The 25,198-nt window shown below is 67.0% G+C and carries 15 protein-coding genes and 1 tRNA gene; 6 read left to right on the forward strand and 10 right to left on the reverse strand.

Translation table 11 applies throughout. From position 1 onward, the window contains the following. The first annotated feature begins 14 nt into the window (after positions 1 to 14). Together QHF89_RS37020 and QHF89_RS37025 are read left to right on the forward strand one after the other, a co-directional pair. Positions 15 to 1,874 carry a hypothetical protein gene (locus QHF89_RS37020; RefSeq protein ID WP_136972171.1) on the forward strand — a complete coding sequence of 620 codons (1,860 nt, stop codon included), beginning with the start codon at positions 15 to 17 and terminating at the stop codon, positions 1,872 to 1,874. 37 nt (positions 1,875 to 1,911) lie between these two features. Continuing rightward, positions 1,912 to 2,430 carry a hypothetical protein gene (locus QHF89_RS37025; RefSeq protein ID WP_284721412.1) on the forward strand — a complete coding sequence of 173 codons (519 nt, stop codon included), beginning with the start codon at positions 1,912 to 1,914 and terminating at the stop codon, positions 2,428 to 2,430. A 10-nt stretch (positions 2,431 to 2,440) separates the two neighbouring features. Here the strand turns inward: QHF89_RS37025 and QHF89_RS37030 are convergent, their stop codons facing one another. The 7 genes from QHF89_RS37030 to QHF89_RS37060 form a co-directional block, all read right to left on the reverse strand. Continuing rightward, the gene (locus QHF89_RS37030) at positions 2,441 to 3,388 is read right to left on the reverse strand and encodes an RluA family pseudouridine synthase (protein ID WP_136972172.1); all 948 of its coding nucleotides are present in this window, start codon (positions 3,386 to 3,388) and stop codon (positions 2,441 to 2,443) included. 43 nt (positions 3,389 to 3,431) lie between these two features. Beyond that, complete coding sequence (locus QHF89_RS37035) at positions 3,432 to 4,838, reverse strand: hypothetical protein (RefSeq protein ID WP_136972173.1); 1,407 nt, start codon at positions 4,836 to 4,838, stop codon at positions 3,432 to 3,434. 11 nt (positions 4,839 to 4,849) lie between these two features. Further along, entirely contained in the window at positions 4,850 to 6,433 is a 1,584-nt protein-coding gene (locus QHF89_RS37040) for a hypothetical protein (protein ID WP_136972174.1), read from the reverse strand. 98 nt (positions 6,434 to 6,531) lie between these two features. Continuing rightward, positions 6,532 to 7,923, reverse strand: coding sequence for a Stp1/IreP family PP2C-type Ser/Thr phosphatase (locus tag QHF89_RS37045; protein ID WP_136972175.1), 1,392 nt, complete (start codon positions 7,921 to 7,923; stop codon positions 6,532 to 6,534). Between the two features lie 112 nt (positions 7,924 to 8,035). Beyond that, positions 8,036 to 8,827, reverse strand: coding sequence for an acyl-CoA thioesterase (locus tag QHF89_RS37050; RefSeq protein ID WP_284721413.1), 792 nt, complete (start codon positions 8,825 to 8,827; stop codon positions 8,036 to 8,038). Between the two features lie 40 nt (positions 8,828 to 8,867). After that, complete coding sequence (locus QHF89_RS37055) at positions 8,868 to 14,591, reverse strand: hypothetical protein (RefSeq protein ID WP_136972176.1); 5,724 nt, start codon at positions 14,589 to 14,591, stop codon at positions 8,868 to 8,870. Continuing rightward, positions 14,588 to 16,243: an ATP-binding protein gene (locus QHF89_RS37060; RefSeq protein WP_284721416.1), complete on the reverse strand. Its 1,656-nt coding sequence runs from the start codon at positions 16,241 to 16,243 to the stop codon at positions 14,588 to 14,590. Before QHF89_RS37060 ends, QHF89_RS37055 begins: the two co-directional genes overlap by 4 nt. 258 nt (positions 16,244 to 16,501) lie before the next feature. Here QHF89_RS37060 and QHF89_RS37065 point away from each other — a divergent pair. Then, positions 16,502 to 16,574: transfer RNA gene (locus QHF89_RS37065), tRNA-Arg, on the forward strand. Between the two features lie 139 nt (positions 16,575 to 16,713). Here the strand turns inward: QHF89_RS37065 and QHF89_RS37070 are convergent. Both QHF89_RS37070 and QHF89_RS37075 read right to left on the reverse strand, forming a co-directional pair. Further along, entirely contained in the window at positions 16,714 to 17,991 is a 1,278-nt protein-coding gene (locus QHF89_RS37070) for a tyrosine-type recombinase/integrase (protein WP_136972178.1), read from the reverse strand. Positions 17,992 to 18,115: 124 nt separating this feature from the next. After that, the gene (locus tag QHF89_RS37075) at positions 18,116 to 20,833 is read right to left on the reverse strand and encodes an NACHT domain-containing protein (protein WP_284721414.1); all 2,718 of its coding nucleotides are present in this window, start codon (positions 20,831 to 20,833) and stop codon (positions 18,116 to 18,118) included. Positions 20,834 to 21,076: 243 nt separating this feature from the next. Between QHF89_RS37075 and QHF89_RS37080 the strand changes: the two genes are divergently transcribed. The 3 genes from QHF89_RS37080 (at position 21,077) to QHF89_RS37090 (ending at position 24,427) form a co-directional block, all read left to right on the forward strand. Continuing rightward, positions 21,077 to 21,676 (forward strand): hypothetical protein, encoded by a 600-nt coding sequence (locus tag QHF89_RS37080; protein ID WP_136972180.1) that lies wholly within the window; start codon positions 21,077 to 21,079, stop codon positions 21,674 to 21,676. A gap of 643 nt (positions 21,677 to 22,319) precedes the next feature. Next, positions 22,320 to 23,936, forward strand: a complete 1,617-nt coding sequence (locus tag QHF89_RS37085; RefSeq protein WP_284721415.1) for an alkaline phosphatase family protein — start codon at positions 22,320 to 22,322, stop codon at positions 23,934 to 23,936. Between the two features lie 11 nt (positions 23,937 to 23,947). Beyond that, complete coding sequence (locus QHF89_RS37090; protein WP_136972182.1) at positions 23,948 to 24,427, forward strand: hypothetical protein; 480 nt, start codon at positions 23,948 to 23,950, stop codon at positions 24,425 to 24,427. Between the two features lie 193 nt (positions 24,428 to 24,620). Here QHF89_RS37090 and QHF89_RS37095 read toward each other — a convergent pair. Further along, positions 24,621 to 25,198: tyrosine-type recombinase/integrase (locus QHF89_RS37095; protein WP_136972183.1), on the reverse strand; the 578-nt coding region annotated here is incomplete at its 5' end.

The following is a 25,198-nucleotide window of genomic DNA, read 5'->3' on the forward strand; positions in this document are numbered from 1 at the left end:
GGGAGGTCTCGGCCATGTCCATTCGTGTCGCCCGGCCCTGGCTCGTGGCCTCCGGCCTCGTCCTCGGCCTCGTCACGCGGTCAGCGCCCGCTCTGGCGTGGGTCGACGTGCACGTCGCGGGCGACGACGTCCGCGTCGACGTGAACAAGGACGGCTCGGCCCGCGTCGAGCACAAGCTCACCCTGCGCGTCTCCGGCGGGCCGCTCAAGTCGATCGACCTGAAAGGCATCGACGCCGACGCCGTGCCCGAGCCCGACGGCTACGTCGTCCCGGGCCGCGACGCCGCCACGAACTCGCTCGCCTCGGCCGCGCCCGTCACCACGGAGATGTTGCCGCCGCCGAGCCGCCCGCGCGACGACGGCCAGCCGAGCCCCTCGGCCATGCGCATCCGCTTCGACGCGGACAAGGGTTTGTCGCGGGGCGTCTTTGTGGTGTTCGTCCGGTACCGCACCGAGCTCTTCCGCCGCGGCCTCGTCCAGCGCGACGGCTCCATGGCCCGCCTCCGCTGGACCGGGCTCACGTGGGAAGACGGCTTCGACTCGGCGCGCGCCACGTTCGTCCTGCCCGCGGGTCCGACCGAGCCCCGCCCCGACGAGGCCAGCGTCGCCGCCGATCCCTCGAACGAATCCGCCGCGCCGCCCTCGGTCCTGTCCACCGTTCGCCGCGCCACGGGCCGCGACGAGCTCGAACTCTTGCGGCCGTACGCGCCCAAAGGCGAGCCCGTCACGTGGCTCGTCCGGTTCGATGCGCGCGCCCTCGAAGTCACCGCGCCGCGTGCCGAGCCGACCACCGTCGTGTCCCCGGGCCCCGCGGCGCTCGCCCCGGATCGCCGCACGTTCGTGCTCCTCGGCGGGGGCCTCGCGTTCGTTCTTTACGCCCTGCTCGTCGCCTGGAAGACCCGCGAGGTCGAGCGCGCCGCGCGCGCGGCCGGCGCCGAGCCGCGCCCCTTGATCCCCGCCCCGCTCTTCGTGCGCGCGACGGGCGCGGGCCTCGCGCTCGTCGGAGGCCTCGCCTTGCAGCTCACCTTGTCCACGGGCACGGCGGGCGCGCTCCTCGTCGCGCTCGCCTCGGCGTTCGCCGCGTTCCGGGCCCCGCGCTGGATCCGCGCGTCCTCGCTGCGCGGCCCGGGCACGTGGCTCCCCGTCTCCGAAGAAGAGGCCTTCGCCCGCGCCGCGCGCCCCTCCGCGCAAGCCGGCCTGCTCGACGTCTCCACCCGCGCCGGAAAGGCCCTCTTCGCGCTCGGCCTGCTGCTCCTCGGCGGGGCCGTGTGGTTCGTCTCGCGCACCTCGATGTACCACGCCGAGCTCTTCGCCTACGACGCGGTGGCCCTGCTCGCGCTCTTCTGCACGGGCCGGCTCGCGGAGTTGCCGCCCGATCCGGTCGCCTCGGCCGCGCCGCTCCTGCGCGACGTCGCGAAGCGCGTCCGCAAAGCGACGAAAAAGGCCGGCGAAGAGGTCCGCATCGTCCCGCGCATCCGGGTGCCCGAGGGCAGCGCGAAGGCCGACGAGCTGCGGCTCGCCGTGGTCCCGCGCGCGCCGCTCCCGGGTTTCGCGGGGCTCGAGGTCGGCGTGGTGCTCACGCCGGCCGCGGGCTCGACGTTGCGCTCGCCGGAGGTGCTGCTCCGCGTGACGTCGGGGACGCCGTGCGAGGAGGCGATCGAGGCAGTCGCACAACAAGGCCGATCGCAGCGCGGAAAGCGCGCGACGGAGCGCGCGATCACCCTGGTCCCGCGCTTGCCGACGGCGTGGATGACGGCGGATCTCGTCACGCGCCTCGTGGGCCTCTTGCGCGATGGTCGCAAGGCGGAGGAGCGCTCGGGCATTCGGCGGTCGTCCCAGGTCATCGCAGCCTCCGACGAGGGCCGAGCGGCTTGACGCCGGGCAGGTTTTCCCGCTTGCTTCGAGGGCGCCCGTGACCGCCCCTTCCGAAAAAACCCCCCGCCTGTTCGCCCGGATCGCCGCTGCTGCATTGCTCCTCGGGATCCTCGGGTTCCTGGTGGCGGCCGCGCAGAACGACCCGAGCACGCCGGCGCCCCCCGCTGCCGGAGCTGCGGCCGACGCGCCCGCGCCTGCCGAGCCTTTTGGCCCCGCCCCCGCGCCGCCCGATCCGGCGCTCGTCGCATTGCTCGACGGGCTGACCGTGGGGAATGAGGTGAATGGGTGGAAGGTGGTGAACTTCTACCCGACGAACGAATCCGTCGTCTGGGTGGAGCTGCAAAAAGGCGAGATCTTCTTCTCGGTGGGAATCGGCCCGAAAGGAACGGGCAAACCGCCGCCGCCGATCCAGACAGAGTCGTACGAGGTCGGTTACGGAATGCCGAAGCCGCGTGATGCGGGCATTCCGGCGCAGGAGATGACGGCAGCCGCGGAGCAGGTGGCGGCGCGGATCCGGAAGCGGGAGAAAGAGGTCCCGCGGCCGAAGGGCCTTTGAGCGGGCCGCCTCAGCCGCCTTCTTCCCCCACGATCGCCGCAATGTCCCCCGGCAAGGGCGAGCTCGCCGTGAACGCCGGCACCTTCGCGTCCCCGCTCCACGTGATCCGCGACGCGTGCAGCGCGTGCCGCGCGAGCCCCGGCACACTCTCTCCACCGTACAGCGTGTCTCCCGCCAGCGGATGCTCGATCGCCGCGAAATGCGCCCGGATCTGGTGCCGCGACGCCTTCCCCGCGCGCGCCTCCACGAGCGCCCATTCGCCCCGCTCGGACAGCTTCTTGTACGTCGTGTGCGCCGGCCGCGGCGAATATCGCTCCACGTCGCGCGGATGCACGCACGGATACACCCGGCGCCGATCCTTCGGGTGCGGCGCCAGCGGGATCTCGATCGTCCCCGTCTCCGGCAGGTCCTTCGCCGCGCAGACGAGCAAATATCGTTTGTCGAGGCGCTCCTCCTTGATCGCCCCCGTCAGCACCTCGAACGCCTCCCGCGTCCGCGCCGCCAGCACGAGCCCGCTCGTCTCCGTGTCCAGCCGATGGCAAAGCCCCGGCTCCCGCGTCGAAAAGCCAATCCCCGCGCACTCCGGGTACCGCGCCACGAGCGCATTCGCCAGCGTGCCACGCTCCCCCGGCTCGAGCGGCGCCGTCGGTTGCCCGGCCGGTTTGTCAAGAATGACCACCTGGCTCGTCTCGAACACCACGGTGAGCGCCGCCTCCGCGTCCGGCAGCGCCCCGCCCGAGACCGATGTCGGATCGAGCTCGACCGAGACCACGTCCCCCGCGCGCGCCACGTCCCCCTTCGCCACCCTGCGCCCGCGCTCGCCTCCGCCCTCGTGCAGGCGGACCTTGCCAGCCTCGAACAGCCGCTTCGCCCCCGCTCGCCCGAGCGTCGGCATCACCTCGAGCAGGAGCTTGTCCAAACGAACCCCTGCCTGCGCCTCGTTCACCGTGATCTTCATGGTCTTCCGTGATGTCCGTCGCCCGCGACGAACGATCGCTGCTCTACCGCAACGTCCCGCTCCACGATAGCCCCACGACGGGCGCGCGCCGATCTCCCACCTGGCTCTGCCCGATCACCCCGAACACCGGCAGCGTCCCCGGGCCCTCGCCGTGCGCCTGCTTGCCGGGCTTCGAAGCCTCCGCCTTCGGCTTCGTCATGAACCACCCGATCGCGCCCCCTGCGAGCGCCATGCCGCCGATCATCCCGACCCAGGCCCGCTGCTGCGTCTCCGTCGGCCCGTCGAGCAGGAGCGGGCTACCGAGCGCCGCGCCGCCGAGCCCGCCGAGCAGCGCCCCGAGATCCATCCCCACCACCCGGTTCGCCGCGGGCCGCCAGTGCACCGCCAGCGCCGCCGCCCCGAGCCACCCGAGCCCCGCGCCGTAGCCCATCCCCGTGATCGGAAAGCTGTCCACGTTTCCCCGCACGAGCGCCTCCGTCACGCCCCCGAGCACGAGCCCGAGCCCGCCACCCGTGTGCGCGAGCAGCGCCCCGCCCTCCGACATCCCGCGCAACGCGAGCCCCAGCGTCGACAACGTGAGCCCCGTCATGCCCGCCACGAGCCCCGCGGTCCATTGCTCGCCCTCACCGCCCGACGCGCCGAACCGACCCGCGTAGATCATGTGCCCCGCGATCGACGGCCACCACACGCCCGACGCGAGGAACCACGCAGGTCCCACGCCCACGTCCCACTCCTCCGCGACGAGGATCGACGTGACCAGCCCGCCTCCCGCGCCCACCGCGAGCAGCGGATACAAAAGCCGCGGATCCTCCGACCCGCTCGCCCGCTGGATCGAATACCCGAGCAGCCCCCCGAAGAGCGTCGCGTTCACCGCGAGCGCCGTGCGGCCCGCGCTCCTCGCCGGGTACGTCAGCGTCCCCTCGAGCACGCGCCGCGGCTCGGGTCGACGCGCCGGCATCGAGCGGAGCCCCGTCACGAGATCCCGCAACATCACGACTGCGCGCACGGAAAGATCCGCTGGGCTCGCACGCTCGATCCGCACGCGAAGCTCGGGCGACGACGCCTCTGCGAGCACGATCCTGAGCTCGATCTCGCCGTTCCGCGCGCGCACGCTCGGCACGATCAACGTACCGCCGAGCGCGCTCGCCCGCGCCACGAGCTCGGCCTCGTCGGGCGCTGCGCCGCGCTGATCGAGATCCAGTACGAGCCCGAGATCCTGCGCCGCGTCCGCGAGCAGCGCATCGAGCTGGCCCGCGATCGGCACGAGCTCCGCGCCTTCGCTCGCCTCGTCCGCGTTCGCCGGCCGACGCGAGATCTTCGTGGGAAACAAGACGGCGGAGGTGCGCGAGGCATCCGCGCTCGCGCTCGCCGTACCGTTCGTCCGCGGGGTCTCGGCCGAGGCGGTGCGCGCAGCGCCGAGCGCCGCGAGGACCACCAGGAGCCGAGCCACGCGGCTCCGTTTCAGAACATCACCACGCCGCTCGCGAAGACGTCGAAGGTGTTGCTGTCGCTCACCCAGAACCGCCTCCCGACCGCGTTGATCGTGGGACGATAGTTCGGGTTCGGAATACCCGTGGCGGAGACGAACTCGCCGACGTTGAGCTCGTTGCCGCTCTTGCACGGGCCCGACTGCCCGATGTCATCCTTGAACGTCGGGTTGCACGGCTGATCGCCCGTGATGCCGTGCTTCTGATCGTGCGTGAACCCGAAGCCCAGGTTGAACTTCACGTACTCGCTCGCTTGCCACGTCACCGACGCCTGCCCGCGGATCGACGCGTACTGCTGCACGTCGGTCAGACCCGTGACGTACGTCTTCTGCGAGCCCTCGTCGATGATCGAGATCGGCTGCCGCATGCCCGCCGGCGCGTTCTCGTCATAGGCCGGGTTGCGCCTGTACTTCGCCCACTGCGGCTGGCGCATCGAGTTCGCGCTGCTCGACCCGAGCGCGTCGAAGATCTCCGAGTAGTCGCGGCCCTCCGACGTGTACGTGCCCTGCGCGCGCAGATCGAAGGTGAGCCGGCCGAACTTCTCGCGGTTCTCCCACGGGATGATCATGAGGCCGAGCGTCATCGTGCCGCGGATCGGCGGGCGGTTCACGAGCGAGCCTTCGAGGTCCGTGAGGCCGTAGTCCGAGTCCTGCTGCTGGAACTCGAAGAGCGCGGAGAAGCCGCCGTAGGGCTCCAGGTACTTGATGCGCTTCGAGACGAGCGTGTGCACCTCGAGCCCGATCGTGCCGCGCGTGACGCCCGCGTCTCGCTCGCCGATGCCGATGCCCTCGTTCGCGAGGTCCGACTGCCCGTTGCGGTTGATGTCCGACGGGTGCGCGCACTGCACCTGCCCCGAAGGCGCGTTGGGGTTGCACGCGTGCATGGGCGTGCCGAGCGCGAAGCGACCCTCGACGCCGAAGAGCAGCGTGGGCTTCGTACGATCACGCGCCTGGTTCATGAACGCGCTCGTGTCGATGCCGACCGCGAGGTACTCGAGGCCGCTGCGCTCGGGCGAGGTGAACGGCAGCCCGAAGAGCTGCTCGCCCGGCGCGCCCGCGAGCACCACGTTCTGCACGTTGGAGCTGCCGTCGAGGTCCGTGAGCTCGCGCGAGTTGTTCAGGATGATCGGCGTGCGGAAGTAGAGCGCGAGATCCTTGTAGAGGCCGATGTCGACGCGTGGGATGAGGCGCGACGTCTGCTCGCTGTAGCTCGCCACGTTGAGCAGGTTCGAGGTGAACCCGCCCGACGTGAGGCCCGGCCCGAAGATGTTCGTCTCGCGCTGGATCTTTGCGCTCTTCGTCGAGTACTGGAAGCCCAGGCTGATCGCGATGTCGAACGGATCGCCGTCGTCGAAGGCGTCGATCACGTTCACCACCTCGCCGGGCTCCTGCATCACGCGCGGCTCGGTGGCGCTGTGCGGTTCGTCCGCGAGCGCGCCGGTCGTCACGAGCGACGAAAGAAGCCCCGCCACGAGGGCGAGCGAGACAGGCGATCCCAAGCCCCGCCTCCCGAGGCGAAAGCCATTGCCCTTGCGATCGCAGAACATTGCGCCTTCCATGGCAGACCTTTCCGTTGGACGGACGCTACCGGCGCTGGGGCGAACGTGTCAATTGGAACTACCAGGAAACCCGTACGCCCCAGGCGGCGCGGCTTTTCTCAGCCCCCGATGGGGGGCGATTGATCCGAAGGGGGCTCGGGGAGGTAGCTGTCGCGGGGCCGCGGCTCGGTCACGGGCGCGTCGTCCTCCCCCGGCTCCACCTCGTCCGGGAAGATCGCGTCCGTGATGTCCTCGGCGTTGAGCTCTTCGCGCGCCGAGCTGAGATCACGCGAGGTCTGATCGAGCCGGTCGGCGAGCACGCCGAGGAACTGCCAGAGCAGCTTCACCGCGAGCTCGTGCTCCTTGCGCAGGATCTCGAAGAAGTCGTTCCGGTGCAGCACGATGAGCTCACTCGGCTCGATCGCGGTCACCGTCGCCGAGCGCGGCGCCGCGCGGATCAGCGCCATCTCGCCGAAGTGCTCGCCGGGGCCGAACTCGTTCAGCACCGTCTCGCCGCGGCTGATGCGCACTTGCCCCGAGAGCACGATGAAGAGCTCGTCGCCGCGGTCGCCCTCCTGCACGACGATCTGATCGACGTCGTACGAGACCACGTCCGCGACCTGCATGATCCGGAGCATCTCGCGCTCGGACAGGCGCGAGAAGAGCGGCATCTTCGCGAGCACCTCGCGCTTGAGGTGCAGCCGCCGCGCGCGGTTGTCGTCCTGTTTGTCGCCGGCGCCGAGGCGAACCAGGATCGCGGTGATGTTGTCCTTGCCGCCCTTCCGGTTCGCGAGATCGATGAGCTCACGCGTCGCCGTCTCGCCGTCGGCCTCCTCGAAGTACGGCTCGAGCTCCGCGGTGTGCGCGATGTATCCATGCAGGCCGTCGGAGGCGAGCAGGAACTGGTCGCCGGGCAGCACCTCGATCGTCAGCGTGTCGACCTCGACCCGCTCGTAGACGCCAACGGCGCGCGTGATCGCGTTCTTCTGCGCGACCTTTTCGATCTGGTCCCGCGTGAGCTTTCCGCGCTTGATGAGCTCGTTGTAGACCGTGTGATCTTCGGTGATTTGCTGCACCTTCCCGCCGCGCAGGAGGTAGATGCGGCTGTCGCCGACGTGCGCGATGAAGCCGTGCGAGGCCACGATCAGGAGGGCCGACAGCGTCGTGCCCATGCCGCGTTTGTTCGCGTCCTGCTTCGCCTCGTCGTGGATCTTCGCGCAAGCTCGCTGCACGGCGAGCTCCAGCATCGCGAGGATCTCCTTGGCGCCTGCCCGACCGCTCACGCCCTCGCGCGCGTACTTCTCGACGACGTCCTTGTGCTTCTTGACCTCCTCGTGAATGATCCGCACCGCGAGCGCGCTCGCCACCTCGCCGGCCGCATGCCCGCCCATGCCATCCGCGACGATGGAGAGCGCGAGCTTCTTGTCGACGAGGAAGTTGTCCTCGTTGTGATCACGTACGCGGCCTACGTCCGTCGCGGCGTAGAACTGGATGTTTTCGGACAGCGCCATCGGACGCGAGGCTACCACGGGGAGTCGAGCGCCCACCACCCCCTGCCCCGTTCGCCCGAGGCGTGGTGAGGGGCCATCCGCCGCCCAGGCCCCGGCGTCGCGGCGCCCGACGTCAACGAATGGTTGCGATGGTCTGGTGGTTCAGCGCGAGCAGACGGCCGTCTTCGGTCCAGAGCTGTCGTTGTTCGACGCTGTATCCATCCGCCGCGACGAGCACCTGGCCGCGGTGAAGCAGCGGCGCATCGGCAGCCACGCCGTCGAACGGCGGAAAGAGCTGGAGCGTGAAGGAGACGGTGCCGACGGGGCGCGGCTCGGTCCAGACCGAAAACGACGCGGGCCAGGTCGCGTCCGCGAGCGCCGTGAGATACGCCGCGTCGAGCTTCGGGCACGGCGGACGAAGGCGCACCCAGGTCTCCGTGACCGGCGACGAATGCCCCGAAAAAGGGAATGGGCCCGTCACGCGATACTCGAAAAACTTCGCAAACGTCGGCCATTCCTGCGACGGCATGGGCGCGACGTCATTCCACGGCGTGAGACGCGGCGGCGGGATCTCGAGGTGCGTCGTGGTATCGGCCCGCGCTCGCGCGAGAATGCCGACGGCGTGCGAGATGACGGCGCCTTCTTGCACCACGCGCGCCGCCACGGTCGTCTGGCCCGAGCCGCGGCGCAGGACCTCCACCGAGACCTCCGCGGGGCCGGGGAGCAGCGGGCCGCAGAGCTCGGCCGTCAGCGAGCGCAGCGGCCTCTCCGCGACGTCCTCGGTCGATTCGAGGGCCCGCACGAGCACGGCGAGGGAAAACCCTCCGAATGCGCCGCGCCCCTGCTGCCAGCCATCCGGGACGTCGAGCGAGAATCGTCCCGGGGCGACGGGGCGCGGGGTCGTAAGAGCGACAAAATCAACCATGGGATCGGGCACTTGTAGCACGCGGCCTGCCTCGCGCACGTCAGAGCGGCTCGCCGCGGAGGAGCGACAAGAGGACGCGCTTCTCGGTCGCGTCGGTGACGACCTCGAGGACGCGGTTGATCTCACGCACGGCGGCCGCGACGAGCAGGGTGCGCGCGCGCGGATCCTCCGCCGCTTTCGCCGCGAGCGCGCGCACGGCGGGGTGCGAGCGATTGAGCACGAGCTTGCCCGACGCCGCGTCGAACCGCAGCGGCCGACCGCTCCGCGCATACCGCACGCCGGTGACGACCTGCGTCGGCGCGAGGCCGAGTTTGTCGATCGTCTGCATGAGCGAAGGCCCGAGCGCGCGCGTGGCCGGCTCCATGGGCTCGGGCGGATCGAAGAGCAACACCACGCGCGACACGAGCCCGCCGAACCACGACGAAGCAGGCTCCTCCTCGACGCCGCTTTCGGCCTCCGGCGCCTTTGGCTCGACGACGTCGGGCGCGACGAACGGCGTGACCTCCACGCCCGGCCGCGCGGCATTGGTTGGCACGACAGACCCATAGGTGAACGCATGCACGGCCGCGAGCACTTCGGGCTGCATGGCCTCGGGGGCGGACGCCGCGCACCTCTCCGGGACGACCCCGCCGAGCTCCCGGACGATCCGCGTCCTCGCCCGCAACACCGAGGCGAGCACGCCGCCGTCGCGCAGGACAAACGGCGGCGCCTCCCCCGGAAAACCCCCTTCCGCCGTGCCCTCGTGGCGCGTGACCCATACCTCGCCTTTGGCCTCGACCTGCGCCACGACCTCGGACGCCGGTACGCGCGTGCCATCGGCCGCGACGACCTCGAGCTCCCCCACGTCGCCGCCGAGGAGCTTCAGGATCCATCGATACCCTTCGACGAGCTCCGCGGGCGCGCCCTTCTCCTCGGCGGCCTCGACCATTTCGATCGTCCGCTCCATGAGGAGCCGGGTGAGCGCCGCGCGCATGTCCGTCTTTTCGAGGTTCCCGACCTTGGTCGGCGCGACGAGCAGCCGCCCGCACACCGGCACCATCCCGTCAAAACGCTTCAGGCCGGTGACCTCGTAATGGCGCGCGACCGTCTCTTTTTTCGTCGCGTCCCGCACCTCGATGCGCCCCGCGCCGGCCCAGGAGGGCGGCAGCCATAACATTCCCTTCACGAAGAACGGAACACCAGGGAGCGGACCGTGCACGGAGAGTTCGGCGAGCACCCCGGGCGGCGGCGCGAGCCATTTCGCGAGGTGCTCGTTCGCCTGCCCGACCACCCGCGTCCGCAGGCCCTCGCGCGCGACGTGCCCCTTGATTCCGTCGAATCCGCGGTTCGTCGGGAGCACGTCGTCGTTCACCACAGCGAGGACGGGCCAGCCGTCGCCGTCGAGGATGCGGCAGAGGGGCCTGCCCGTCGTGTGCACGTGAATGCCACGCGCAGCGGCGTGCTCGGGCATGAGGATCCCGATCTCACCGAGGACACCGTCGCCGCGAAACGGAAGGACCTCCAGGCATTTCGCCCGCTGCGTCGCGTCGAGGCCGATGAAATCGGCCGGCCGGGAGAGCCGGCGCTGCTCGGCGGCGAGCTCGCGCTTGAGGATCTGGGAGACGTCCTCGAAGACGGCGCGCGAACGGATCGCCTCGAACTCCTCGGACGTGAGCGCGAGCGGCGGACGCGGGCGCGGCGCGGTGGGATAGGGCGGCGGGAAGTTCACGTACGGATACGCGGACGAACCATCCCCCGCGATGTCCGCGATCGAATGGTATCCACCGAGGATGTCCGGGAACACGCGCATCGCGAGCCGGCGCTTGGTGAGCGTCTGATCCTTGCGGGAATGGGCGCTGACGACCCGGCGGAGCGAGGTCCGCACGAACGCGGGCAGCTCGTCGAGCTTGTCGGCAAGCGTTTCGATGTGCTTCTTCGCCGATTTCGTGAGATCCACGGCGAGGTCGCGTTTGTCCTTGTCGTCGAGCTCGACGTCCTCGACCCGCACCTTCGCGCGGAAGGGGAACATCGCCTCGACGTCGAGCGCCACGACCTCCCCACGCAAGGTCTCCACTTGCACGTCCGAGCGGTCGCCCTCCGCGAGCTCGATCTCCCCCTCGTAATGCGAATGCAACGAAGCGAGATCGACCCGGAGCAGGGGATGCGCCGGCGAGCCCGGGAGACGCGGCCGGCCTTGCGCCGCCTCGCCCGTGCGCCGCGCTTGCAGGGCGGCGACGGCCTCGCTCACGTCGACGAGCTCGTATCCCATGCCGACGAGGATCGCCCGCAGGAGATCACCCTCCGGCGAGGCCGGCGCGTGCACGATGGGCGCGTCGAGCTCGCTCCCGGCGCGCGTCGGGGTTTGCCATTGCGTGTACCGCGCTCGCCCATAAAAGAGCTTGGCGCTGCCCGGGACGAGCTCGGCGAACGCGCGCTCGTCCCCTTGCACCGTGGGCCATCGGAAATCCGCCGAACGAAGCGCGAAATCCGCCTGGAGAATGTCGGAGCGCGAGCGATCCTGCGCCGAGACCTTGTACAGCGCGGCGACGAGGCGTAGCACCCGGAGGTCCCCGAAAAACGCGGTGGACTCGCGCCCCTTCGCGCGCTCGACGAGCCCGGCGGCGAGCGAGCAGGCCGCCGAATAGACGCGCGCCTCTGCGACCGACACGCCCGATGGGGTCACGTCCGAAAAGGGGACGACGAACGCCTCGGAGGCGAGGAGAATCCGCGCCACGACGGGGACGGGCATTCCCGTGAGCTTCCGCGTGCAGAGCAGCCGCTTGTCGAGGAGGATTTCGACCTCGGCCGCGGAAAGCTCGAGCCCGCGCCGCGGCAAGGCTGCCGCGACGGACATCGACGTCTCGGTTTGCTCCTCCTCGTACCAGAGCGCGGTGAGCCCCTCGGGCTCGGCGAGCGGCCCGCACACGAAGGGGTCGAGCACAGGTTTGGCGCGAAAGACCTTCCGATCATACGCGGTACGCGCGCCGTGTCGCCGCGCATCGAGCTCGCCCTGCGCATTCTTGGCCCGACCGCCCGCCCACCGCTCGAATGCGTATGCCTCGCGGTCGTCGAGGCAAAGGACCGGGCGCCAGGAGAGCGTCGGAAAATCCGGCGCTGCCCGGAGGAACGGAATCATCTCCGGCTCCGGATATGTTTTTCGCACCGATTCGAGCGAGACGAGCTGCGGCCGCCCGTCCTCGTCGAGGACGGGCACGAGCGGGAGCGCCTCGATCCGCGCCGTGAGCTCGTGACCCCTGTGGCGTGTGATCGCCTCGATCACATACGCCCGGAGGAGCGGCCCGGGCGCGCCCGTCGGCGCGTCCCTGAGCGATGCGCGCGCCTCGGCGTTCCCTTCGAGCGCCGCGACGATCCGCCGCAAAAGCTCGTCGCGCACGGGCACGAGAAACGCCATGTCTCGGGTCCATGCGATTCGATCCCACGAGGGCGCGGGCACGAGCCCGTCGTAGTCGACGACGATCGTCGTGGGCTCGATGTACTTGTCGGTCGCGACCACCTGGAGCAAGACCCCCGCGTGCAGCCAGAGGATCTCGTCCTTGCGGGCCGGCGCGATGACGCCCCGCCCCTGCTGCGCCTCGAAAGGCATCGAGGGCAATACCTCGCCCCCCGCGCGCCGGGACGCGCAAAGCTCGTGGAACATCGCGAGCCGCGGCGTCGCGGGCTCCCGGGGCGACCGCAACGCCCGCGCATAAGGAACAAGCGTCACGCCCCGAAACACCTTTTCGAGCCAACCGAGCTCGAGGTCCGTGACGGCGACGACGGGCCGCTTGTCCGGAGCAACCCCGATGGATCCCGGCGGCACGTGGCAAATGGCATTCGTGCGATCAACGTACGAGCGCAGCTCGGCGAGGCTCAGCGGGAGCCGATCCGGATCGGGCGAAGGCCAGAAGCTCCGTGTCCAGAGGGGCGTGTATGCGGAGAGCGCCGGTTCGGGCGGGGGATTCTCAATGCCGAGCGCCTCGGCCGCGAGCACGAACGCCCCGACCGCCGCGCGCACGAGCGGCCGCAGCCGTTCGAGATCTGTGGATCGTTTTTCCTGCGCGAGCCGCTCGACGTGCGAACCGAGCGCGAGGAGTGAAAGACGCGTGAGCTGGAACATCGCGAGGCGCAACGCGTCGCTGTCATGCACGCCCTCGTACGAAAAACGAGGCACGATCTGCCCGTCCCACGCAACGGCCGCGTCGATCGCCAGGGGGAGCTTGTCTCGGTCGACGGTGATCGTATCGATGTGTCGCCCCTCGACGTACACCCGCACGGTCGTGGGCCGCTGCCCCGAGCCGATTCCCTCCGCGCCGAGCGCGAGTTGCCCGCGCAGCCCCCGAAAAGGCCCGTCTTTGACGTGGAACGTCTCCTTGACGACGTGATCCGGCTCCGACGGCACGGCGGGCTCGCTGCGCGGCCGTGCATGCAGGCGCCGCCTGCGCTCGTACGCGGCCTGCGCTGCCGTGATGCGTTTCTCCGCGCCCTGGATCTCGAAATCGACGAGGATCCGCTCCGCGAGGCGCCCACGCGCCCATACCACGTCGTCGAGCCATGGTTCGAGCTCTGCGGGCGCAGGCTCCTTCCCCTCGAAGACGTACACGGGCCCCTCCTCACGCGAAAGCAATGCCATGGGCGTGAGCGACCCTCCCACCGCATTCCGAAGCAGGGGCAATTCGAGCAGCGCCCGCGCTTGATCGGGAAGATCCATCCCACGTCGAAGCGCCCCTGCCGCGACACAAACGAATGCGCCGAGCGCATCTTCGAGGCGCGCCTTGTCGTGGTCGAGAACCTCCACGTCGGGCAAAGGTTTTCCTTCGCCCGTGACGATCGCCACGAGCGTACGAAGCGCATCGATGAACCCGCTGCGCGCCGCCTGCTCCGCGCGCAACATCATGCCCGCATCCTCGCGCAACGCGGAGCGCGAGGCATTCGTAGGCAGCTCGTCCGCGTCGACCAGCACGCGAACGGGGAGCTCGACCTGCGCATGCGCCGCGCTCGGAAACATGGGCTCTGCCGCGAAGGGTCGCCGCAAGAGAAGGACCCCGAGCTCCAGATACGCGACGACCGGCGGCCCCGCGGGCACCGCGAGGATCTCGACGACGCCGCGCCGGATGTCCTTCTCGCGAAACCGAACACGCAAAAGAGCCGCCGGACGCGGCGCGAGGGGAAGTTTTTCCCCGGCCCTCCGGAGCGCGAGCGGCGCATCGTGCATCGCCTCGGCGAGGAGCCCAATCTCGCGCGGCAACTCCCGCCGCGCCGCGCGCTTCAAGGTCTCGAAACCCATACGCCGGCGCACGTGCACACGCGTGCCCCGCTCCGGCATTCCCTTGGGCAACGCGACCCGAACGACCTCCGGGAGCGGCGCGTCCTCGCCCGCGAGGACCGACGGAACGAACCGCACCCGCGCGGTGTTCGTATCCCCCGCCGCACGCACATGAATGTCGACAAACGAAGGCCCGAGCCCGAGCGCCGCATTGACGCCGAGCGCGAGTCCCCGCAAAACGCGCCCCGAGCCCCCGGAATCCCCGAGCACATGATCGAGCAGCCGCGGCAATTCCGTCTCGGCCACCGACTCGCCGTCGAACAGGAACACGACGTCGTCGGCGTCGTACTGCACGTCGAGGAACGTGGCCCCCGAAGCGACCGCGGCCCGCGCAATCTCCGCAGCATACAGGTGCAGATCGACGAGCAGATGCTCGCGCAGCTTGGCAAGCGCGCGCCGCGCGTCGACACGAATGCGCCCCCGGGCGAGGATCTCGCGCCCTTCCTCCGCCATACCCGTCATGCAATCACCTTCGCCGAAGCCTCGAACAGCGAGTCGGAGACCTTGCCGGATGGATCCTCGCGCGAAAGCAAGAGGATCCGCGCGAGCAGGTGCGCCGCGACAAACGAATCCTCACGCGCCCGCTCCCGCGCGGCCACGACGACCTCGTTCGCCGCATCGAGGAGGAGCCCACCCCGGGCCCGCTCCTCGGCCCACCCCCGCTCGGCAAAACCCATTCGGCAAAGCCAAACCCCGACCCCGACACACCGCACGTCCCCCTGGACGAGGACACAAGGAGCGGCAATGCCCGTGCTCGGCCGCGCGAGCGCCACCCGATCGACACGAATCCCCGCCCCGCGCAGGGCCTTCTGCACGCCGAGGCAAAGCTCTCCGTCGGCCTTCGTGACCTCGGTATCCGGAAGCTCGTGCAAAAGCACCCAATGCTTCTCGACCGCGAGCGGCCCCGGCAAAGGCCCCCGCGCCGCGAGCGAAGAGACGATGGCCGGATGCGGCACGAGCACGACCGGCTCGCCGACCTGCGCGAGCGCGCGGCCGAGATCATTCGCGAGCGGGGCGACGAACATCTCCTTGCGCTTGAAAAGCTTGCCCTCGGGAGCGACGTGTTTCCCCTCCCAGGCCGCGACGAGCGGGAGCACGACCTCGTCCTTTGGCAAAACGAGCGGCGGCGCACAAGCCGCCTCCAGCAATGCGACATACGAGAGGACGACCTCCTCGTCATAAGGCGGCCTCGCCTTCGCGAGATCACGCGCGGCCCGCGCGAGCCGCGAGCCGAGCTCCCGCCGGAGCGATCCCATCACGAGGTCACGCACCTGCGAAACGACGCGATGAAACGCCCGGTCCCTGAGGACGTTGTCGCGGCTCAACGTATGCCGCAAATGAGGACTATCGACGCGAAACCGCACGTGCTCGAGCCCCGGGAGGAGCGGCTCGGTGGTCTCGAACAGCGTGAGCCCGCGATTGTAAAACCCGGCAAACGTAGACTTGCCCCACGCAGGGTCCTCGGGCGCAGGCGGCGTCGCGCAAAACCGCTCCGACCCTGCCGAAGGCCCGACGACAAAATGCTCGCCGCCCCGATGCGTCTCCACGAAAATCGGCGCCGGCACCCCGAGTGCCCCATCGATCCGCCGCGCCCCACTCCCCTCGGGCCGATCCGGATCGGACACGTGCAATTCCATGGGCACGGTCGCGTACCTGCACCACCGCAAGAGAGCGCCCTCGATCCGAGCCTGATGCTCCTCGAACCGAGCCGCCTCCATGGTCTGATGCAGCGAAACGATCGTCCCGTGCCCATCTCGCGACGCGAGCCGTTCGAGCTCATACCGATGGTCCCGAAACAACCGCACGCGATGGCACGTCCCATCCCGCCAGGTATCAATCTCGACGACCTCGGGATCGACGGCAAACACGCTGACGAACCCGACCCCATACTTGCCGATCTTGGACGAATCCCCCTCCTTGGAGGAATTGAACAGGGTGAGCAAAGGCCCCTCGATGACGGCCCGATCCATACCCGCGCCGTCATCCTGCACGAAGGTCGTAACGCTCCCCCCCGACCGCTCGACACGCACGACGATCGCAGTCGCCCCCGCATCGATGCTGTTCTGCACGAGCTCCCGGACGAACGCATACGGATCGGCAAACTGCCGAACCATCTCGGCCACCGGCCCCGCCTCAGGCCTCTCCGCCCCCCCACGCTTGCGCTCGGAACGATACGGCATGCCGCCCACGAGGCTACCACAACCCCCCGCAAACGAACCCGCCCACCCCGCAAGCCCACAGCGCCAGGTCGATGGCAAGGCTGTACCAAACGGGGATCGTAGGCTCTGCCCTCGAGAACCACACTTGCCCCTTGACTCGCTCCACCCGCCACGTACGATCCCGCGGTCGTTCTTCCCAAGAAGGACAGCCGTGCCCCCGTAGCTCAGTGGATAGAGCAGCGGTTTCCTAAACCGAAGGTCGCAGGTCCGATTCCTGCCGGGGGTGCCCAATGATTCCGCGGGGTTAGCGCGTCCCGCGCCCGTTGCCCCGGGGCCGTCTGGAAACGCGTTGCCCCACTGTTGCCCCAACCCCCCGGGTCCTCCTCGTCGACCCCGGTGGGTCGCGAGCGGTTCCGTGGTGAGGGTCACCCCTTCGGGGCACGCCCCTTGACCGGACGTGGACCGTGCGATGTCTCACCGTCGCCCCGTCCGTCGCCCCGCCCCTGCTCCGGCTCGCCGGACTCCGTTGCCCCACCGTTGCCCCGCCCCTCGGTCGCCTTTGCGATCCTCCGGGCGGCCTCGGCGAGGTCTTCCTTCAGGTGGTGCACGTAGCGCTGCGTCGTCGACAGGTGCTTGTGCCCCGCCATGCGCTGGACGACGTGCACCGGCACTCCGGCCCTCAACCACGACGTGATCGCGAAGTGCCGCAGCCCGTACACGCTCCACCCTCCGAGCCCGGCGCGGTCGCGCACGCGCTCGAAGGCTTGCGTCAGCCCGTACTGCCCCCACGGCTTGCCCTGCTGGTTGAGCGCGACGCGCCCATCCTTCGGCCCGCGCTCCACGTGCTCGAGGAGCCGCGCGAGCGGGGCCGTGATGGGAATCTCGCGTTGCCCGGTCTTCGGCGTGTGCGTTTCGCCGTAGGAGCGGCCTTCGCGCACGCTGAGGAAGCCGCCTTGCACCTCGCCGTTTGTCCCGGGGAGGAGCACGTCGCGCCGACGTAACGCGCGGACTTCGTTGGGGCGAAGGCCCGCGTAGGCCATGAGCGCGAACGCGAGGCGCTGCGACGGGACCGCGGAGGCGAGAATCGCGTCGATGTCCCTTTCGGAGGGGATTTCGAGGATGCTCTTCTCCGCGGCTTTGAGCCGAGGCAACGCAGGGGGTAAGCCCGCGAGGTAGCCGCGGCTCGTCGCGAAACGCAGCACGGATCGGAGGACGATCTGCACGTTGTTTCGCGTGGCGCGGGCGCGGTCCTGCTTCGAGAGCGCGAGGTCGAGTTCGGCGGCCGCGGCTCCGTCGACCTGGGCGAGCGGGCGCTCGCCGAAGGTCGGGAGGAGGTGGCGGTCGAGGACGAGCGCGTAGCCTCGGCGGGTGGTGACCTTGAGGTCGGTCAGCATGAAGGTGGAGCGGTATTCGCTGACGACTTCGGAGAACGTCTTCGTGGGGAGGGCGGGGGTGGTGGATGGGGTGGGAGGGGAGCCGGCGGGGGAAGCTACCGGCGGCGCGGGAACGTCGTCCTCGGGCGCGTACGGGGTGCCGAAGCGGGCGAGGTTCAGGAGGACGCGTTTCTCCTCGGCACGAGCGCCGGGGAGCGTCTGGACCTGGGCATCCTTGCGGTACCTTGCCCGCTGTCCGTCTTTCGTCTTGTAGCGGATGTCAATGAACAGGCGGGTTTGCCCGTGTCGGGTGACTTTCCGGATTGGCATGATCGGGTCCTTTCCCGGTCATCCCAGCCGAACTGCGAGGCGGCTAGACTAGCATGAGTCCTTCCGGGATGCCTCCCTGTCGAAATCGAGGGAGGCGTGCAGTTCACGAGGGTGATGTCAAAGCTCACGGGGAACCGAGCAATCCGTCGCGTCGGGCTTTCTGAACGCGGAGCGTAGCGAGGGCCGCGTCGACCACCGCATCGCGGGGGAGGGTATGCTCCGCCATCCCCGCTTCTAGGATGCGGATAGTGTCGACGATGGGATCCATCCCCTGACCATTAAAATCGATGTCGACAAACGAGACACTCTCCCGCAACCATGCCACATCGACAGTCCGATCAGCATGCGCGGCTACGAGCGGCAGAATCTTTTGAAGCCCCTGTAGATCGGATTTCCAAGATGGGCTTCCGGCAGGGTAAGCAGTCAGCAGTACAAAGAGAACACGGTTCAATAGCCAAGGAAACACTGCCACAAACGCGTCAATGGTGGCAGAAAGAGCGGCGTGGTCGAAACTAGCCAACACGCGGCGTACCCGGCTTGAGAATGTCGCGTGCACCAGTCGCTCTTTCTCTGCCCCTTCGGCAGGACAGTGTCGAAGCCACTTTTCTAAAGATTCATTGTCTCGTGCCGCTGCGCTGAGCGCCCACCATCCAAAGCAACGCCGCGCTGGCTCCAATCGTTCAAGGTCTTCCAGAACCAATGCGCCGGAAGCCGCCCACTTGTGAACGAGCCCGGGAGAGAGGACAAGGCGTACACCTCGGAGCTCGGAGAGCCCACTAATTCCAGCTTCTCCTCTACCACCAAGACTCCTAGGCAGTCTCACATTCAAATACAACCACTTATACGACGCACTCCTACACGCAAGCCACGCCTCACAAGCTCTTCTTTGGAGCGCTGACGGCATACGCTCCTCCTGGTCGTACAGAATGCCTAGAGCTAGCGAGAGATCAGGCCAGGCTCCGGCTTCCAGACAAAGCACAACAAATTCCTCAACATCCCGCGCAGGCGAAAGCCCAGCCCAAAGAAAAAGCACCGTATTCCACCGATCCTCATGCTTCTTTCGGTAAAGGAGGAATCTATCGAGGCGATTACCGCTCTCGTCCATCTGCGACCCTTCTAGGATCGCCTCTGCGACAAGGAACTCCGCGATACTCTTGTGGGAAAATGAGTATGTGCCAGGCCCGATCAGAAGCCCCGTTCTTTCCCTTAAAGCTGAAAGGATGGTCTCTGGCGCGGCATCGAGGCGGAGGTCGGTCAAGAACCTACCGACGATAAGCGCTGTCTCCCGCTCATCAAGTTGATCCTGCTGCGTGAGATGCATGGAGAGAGCGAGCCCCTGAAAAATGCGACGCTTCTGATAGCTTGTAAGCGTCACGGCGGTGGCAACCACGTTTCGGCGGTCGTCCCAAGCTCCTAGCATGCCCTCCACATAACGACGATATAGCTGAGCGCGGCCATGTGGGAGCCGACCATCGAGGTGATGCACAACGAGCAGTGTGGAAAGGAGCAAAGGATTACCGGTGAGGGGCGCGAGCGTCGGATCATCGTTCCACGTCGATGCCAGCGCGCGCGCATCAATATCTCTTGGTGCATCAGGGACAATCTGGCCATGCCGGTGCCAACTTTCAATATAACGGACAATGCGCGGCTGATCGAATGGTGCGACTGTCCAGCTTACCCATTTCCTTCCTAGCTCCTGGAGGTGTCCGGTCGTAAGTGGCCGCGAAGCGAGTACCACCGGACAGCCATGCACCTCCCTCGCTAGGCCAACGATCCATTCTAGCAGTGCATCTCTTCGACCCGGCGGAAGCTCGTCGAACCCGTCCAGCAAAAACGCAAGTCGCGCCTCATCGACCCATCGACGGATCCGGTCGGCGGTCAGGTTTTCGGCGTGGTGAAGCCCCGCCGCCTGGCGCAGGAGGACCTGGAAGGAGGGCGGCTCACTTTTCGCAAACTGGCGCAGCTCAACACGAATGGCTGCAAGGGATGAGCCATCTTCAAGAGCTTGCCGCGCGAGCCATTTTGTCCAGGTGGACTTGCCCGCACCAGGCGGCCCAACAACTATCGCGCGGCATTTGTTGGCTAGAAAAAGTTTCGCTGCCTCGACTTCGCTCGTAACAGCCTCTTCATCCCGGGGCTTGCCGCGCTTTTTCTTGCCTTCCTCCTTTACCTCTCGCCGCAATTCTGGGTGAACGAATAGATCCTCGAACTTACAGGGCGGCGCCGGCAGATCCAGCCGTAACCCCGTCAGATCCATCTCCAGCCGTTGCATCAGGGCTTTTCTCAACCGGCGCAGGATCTCATCCGCTGCCGCCGTCGGGCCCGCTGCCACAGCCTCGACTTTCTCAGAGATGGCCTGCAACCGGCCCACAATAACGTCGAAACGGCGATAGTCTTCCCGCCATTTCTCTTCTTTCCATTTTTCGACAGTGGGAGGCAACTTGCATAGGAGGTCGGCAATCCGAGGGCCGATCATCGCGTAGACGGATGCGAGATCCTCATGAACCAGGGCCTCAGGTAGCGGCCTGTTGGCGTATAGGTGGTCGAACACCCTCTGCCCATCAAGCGAGCCGCGGAACAACCGCTCCGGCTCCTCGATTAATAGCCCCAGCTCCTCCAGCATGATGCAGACGAGAAGCTCCTGCTTTTCCTGCCCGACCCGCTCACTCTCCAAGAAGGGCACGAGCTGCTCGACAACCTTGCGCACCGCCGTCTGGAGCGCTTGTTCGATCTTGATCCGTGTCAGGAACCCCTCGGTCTCGTACGTGATGCGCTTCTTGACCGCGCCAAGAACCAGGTCGGAGATCCCTTTGAAGAGTAGCGCTGCGACATCAACGGCCATAGGGGTAGGTTGTGATGGTACTCGGACCGCCCCTCCGCTGGGAAGGGGCGGTGGGGCACCACTCGTCGCTTTCCCACCGTTTGGTCCTGAGCGTGGCGGCCCCGCCGAACCCCATGCAAGCCTCACACCAATCCCCCGGGGAGGGCACCAGTGCGTCGCAGGAGTAGCCATACGAAGCGCGCTCCCTTGACTCCGCGGACAAACCCTCGTAAGCCTCACCATACCGATCCCCGGGAGGGCCCCATGCGCCTGCACGTCTCCGCCGACATCCCCCTCAGCGAGCCGAACGCCTCCTCCGCCTCGTCACCTGGTTCTCTATCGACATCTGCCCCGACGACGACGCCCCCAACCCCGCCCGCATCGGCCACGCGCGCGTCGCCCGCATCCACATCAGCCATCAGCAGCGCCCTCGACCTCAACGTCCCCCTCCTCGACGTGCTCGACGCCGACAGCGGCGAGCTCGAGGCGCTCCACGACATCTTCTTCGAGAACGACTGGCTCAAGGACGAATACCTAGAGGGCGGCGGCAACGACGCCCTCTACATCAGCGAGCTCGTCATCGACCCCGCGTACGAGGGCCGCAACATCGACCTCGCCCTCGTGCGCCGGCTCTGCGACACGCTGGCGCAAGGCTGCACCGTCGCCATCCTCCCCTATGCCTCCCAGCGCGACATCGACCACTGGACGCCGCTCGGGTTCGAGGTCACCCCGCCGGGCGGAGCCGGGGGATACCTGCATCTCCTCCTGGGGACCCGTAGGGCGCGCGTGGACGATCCAGATCAGCCGGGGGTGTTCAAGGTCCTGCCGAACCCTTCGCCTGAGGCGGCGGAGAGGCATCACTAACCACGCGAGTCCCATCGAGCCTACGTCGCCCCACAAAGTGGGAGCGGGGATCACCACATGCCTAACGAACGTCGAAATATTACATGAATTGCCGTACTTGCTCACGGTCACGTGCGCGAGCAGCCCGGGACCCGCCATGCAGCGTGGAATCGGCGCCTCGGGCGCGGGCTCGATGCGCACGCCCTCCTCCGGCTTACCCTTCCTCGCGAACTTCGGCCGAATGACCCGGACTCGCACGTCGCCATTCGAGCGTCTCGCTCACCTCTTCGCCGATCCGCGGACACGTACATTCCGTGCGTCCTTCGATGGCTCGCTCGTCGTCGGCGCCATCTCCCCGCCATGCTTGGACGGTCGGGTCAAACCACGACGCCGCGACGAGCGTTGTCCGCCTCCGGGCCGAACGGCGGACGCATCGACGCCCTTCCCATCCGCGCTCGGACCGCGCGCAGAACCACGCTTCTTCGCAATCCTCGGAGCTGGCGCTTCCACGCGCTCCTCACCAACAGATTCGTCATGCAGGCGGATCATGTGGGACGCTTTACGGACACCCGTCGCCACTTTGGTTGGGCTTGACATCGCAAGACGTGTTCGCGTAGCATCGCACACGCGTGATGCATACGTATTGCCTCAGGAGTTGTTGACCGTGGGAACGTTCTCATTCTTTGCCGTCGTCGATCAACTCCGGGTGCAGGACGCTCTGGCTTGCTGGGATTCGTTCTCCGTAATTCCGGACAGCATCAAATTCGTCGGCGGAACAGTTCAGTGTGGGTATCTGCCTGCGGTGACTCCGGTCGGCCATTCCACGTTAGCCACAGGGAAGTTTCCCGCAGATCACGGGATTCATGGCCGTGCGTGGATTCACGATCGCACCACGGGTGCACAGCATACCGTCGAGTCCGTTACTGCGACGTTCGAGCAAATCGCGGGTTCCGTTGGTGCACTCGAGAAGGAAACTATCGAACGTATTACGAAGACCTGTCCCCGATTCGTCTCGCACATTCTATTTGACAGCAATCTATGCAAAAAACTGCCACTGGGCACATTCTCGATCGTCGCATCCGCCAAGGACTTTGTCTCAATAATTCTAGGTGGTTGTAATGCCGATGTCCTCATCTATCCGCGCCTGATTACACGGCCACTCCCGCAAAAGTATACGCAGAGTGCTCTTAAAGTCTACTGCAATCCCCGCAAGCATCTGGATCAGCAGAAGCCACTGGGTAAGTTCAACGGGTGGATCACGGGCGGCGTCTCCAACGTCATTCGGTCAGCTCTTGAGCAAATGTTCGAGAGCATGCGCATCAACGGCGCTCCGTTGACCGATCTCGACCGCCTTAAGGCGTCAATTGTCGATGGCGGGTGGAATCAGAGCGAGGGCTGCCACACCTTCTCATTCGATTTTTCCGGCGAATTCCTTAAAGAGGCGGCGAATAATTCCGTCGTTGACAAGATGTACACGGATATTTCCCTAGCAATCGCAGAGGAAGCCGCGCGGGTCTTCAAGGATGTCGCAATCATACAATCCCTCTATGCAGCCGATATTGTCGCACATCGTTACGGTGTCGGCAAAACAAGCCATTACCGCAATGCTGTTAAATCCGCGCTTGATACCGTTGTCGGTGCCATCATTAGACTAAATTCGGTACCAGGCATCTACAATGACGTCATGTTCTGTATTACAACAGATCATGGCGGTCGAGATGTTCACAACGTTGTGGATCTTCATGAGAGTGGCGCCCGCGGCGTCTATCTGGGTCGATTTCCGCTTTCGATCGCAGATGCGAATGCCCATCTATATCAAGAGGACTTCGTTGCGGTATACTCAAGTACGCAGCCGGAGACTGGTGGTGAGGCTGGCATCGGATTGATTGATCAAGGGCACGCCATGTCCCTGTGGGATATTCCAGCAGAGGTTCTGGACAGATCCTTCCCTCCTTCTCAGCGTCCTGATCTTTTGGTGGTTCCCCAAAATGGGCGAATTATCCGACGCGCAAACTCTCCACTCTATAAGCTCGTAGCAGGTGGCCACGGCGCCGCGGTCGATTTTCGTCCAAGTATCGGCCTAAAAGTGGCCGGTGATCCAGCAGAAACGCGTCTCGGAAGACTCCCTACTCCCAAGGAAGGCTGGCACCTGTCGTTCGACGAACAACTCGTGCCGGTCGTGCTGGGAACGACGAGACACCGCCAGGAAGTGTCTAACATCGTCCGTAGACTTCTTTGGCAATCGGACGTCGTTTGGGGGTTTTGCCAACTGTTCTACTAAGGATTAACAGAATGCTTTCCCGCAACACACTGCTTCTTTCGCAGACGCTCTTCTTTACCCTGTATGCCAAGCATTTGCTCGCCTCGCTGACATCACCAGCGCGACAGAGTTTAGCGACAAGTCGTATTGTACAGGTGTTCGATCAGGACCCGATGGCTGCTGTGGTTCGTATTGCGGGCTACCTGGTTCTTCGATATGATGAGCTTCCTAAGCTTGGGTCTGACCAAGCGGTTGCCGCTTACTTGGACCCTTCACCAACGCACAGTTCGTTTCATCAGGGTATACTGGGCAATAGATATTCGACGATCCGAACCGAGGTCATGAGCTTTACGCAAGGCTTCTCTGCCGTGAAGTACGATGACTTCCACGCGTTTGGGGAAGCACTCGCCCTCGGCGTACGGCAGGCGAGTTCTCTGGCTGCATTGCAGGCTAACATCGATAGCCTTCTTGACTCTACGATTTCCTACATGGGACTTCAATTGACCCCGTAGACCACCGCGACGAAGTCCACCGGCCATCGTCGCCCCCTCATCACGCCGTGACCAGAAGTAATCAGCCGAACCCTTCGCCCGAGGAGGTCCCTCCTCCGGCTGCGGGCCGGCTTATCCTGACGCCATGCGCCCTCGTCGGGCGGTGCCGGCCTTAATCCACGTACCGCCTTGATCCACCATCCTAACAGCAGGCCTATGCCTCCGTCGTTCCCCGAGTAGAGCCTTGCCTTGCCCCCGCCATCCGCCTCCCCGCCTCCTCCAAATCCTCCTTCAGATGGTGCACATACCGCTGCGTCGTCGCCAAATTCTTATGCCCCGCCATCCGCTGCACCACATGCACCGGCACCCCCGCCCTCAGCCACGACGTAATCGCATAATGCCGCAGGCAATACACCGACCACCCCTCCAGCCCCACCCGATCCCTCACCCTCTCGAACGCCTGCACCAACCCCGACTGCCCCCACGGCTTCCCCCGCGCCGTCATCGCCACGAGCTCCTCCCGCGCCCCCGCCTCCACCGGCGCGAGCAACCTCCCGAGCTCCGGAGTCACCGGCACCTCCCGCTGCCCCGTCTTTGGCGTATGCGTCTCCCCGAACGACCGTCCCTCCCGCACGCTCACGAACCCGCCGCCGACCGCCTCTCCCTCGTAACACCTCGCCCACCCCCGTCTGGACGCCGCCCCGCCCCCGTGGCAGGCGCCGCGAGCACGCGCATCCGGGCCTGCCACCGCGCGCCAACGGGCTTCGACAGCAAGCACCGCGCAGACGCCTG

This window comes from Polyangium sorediatum (assembly GCF_029946465.1).
GTDB classification, from domain to species: domain Bacteria; phylum Myxococcota_A; class Polyangia; order Polyangiales; family Polyangiaceae; genus Polyangium; species Polyangium fumosum.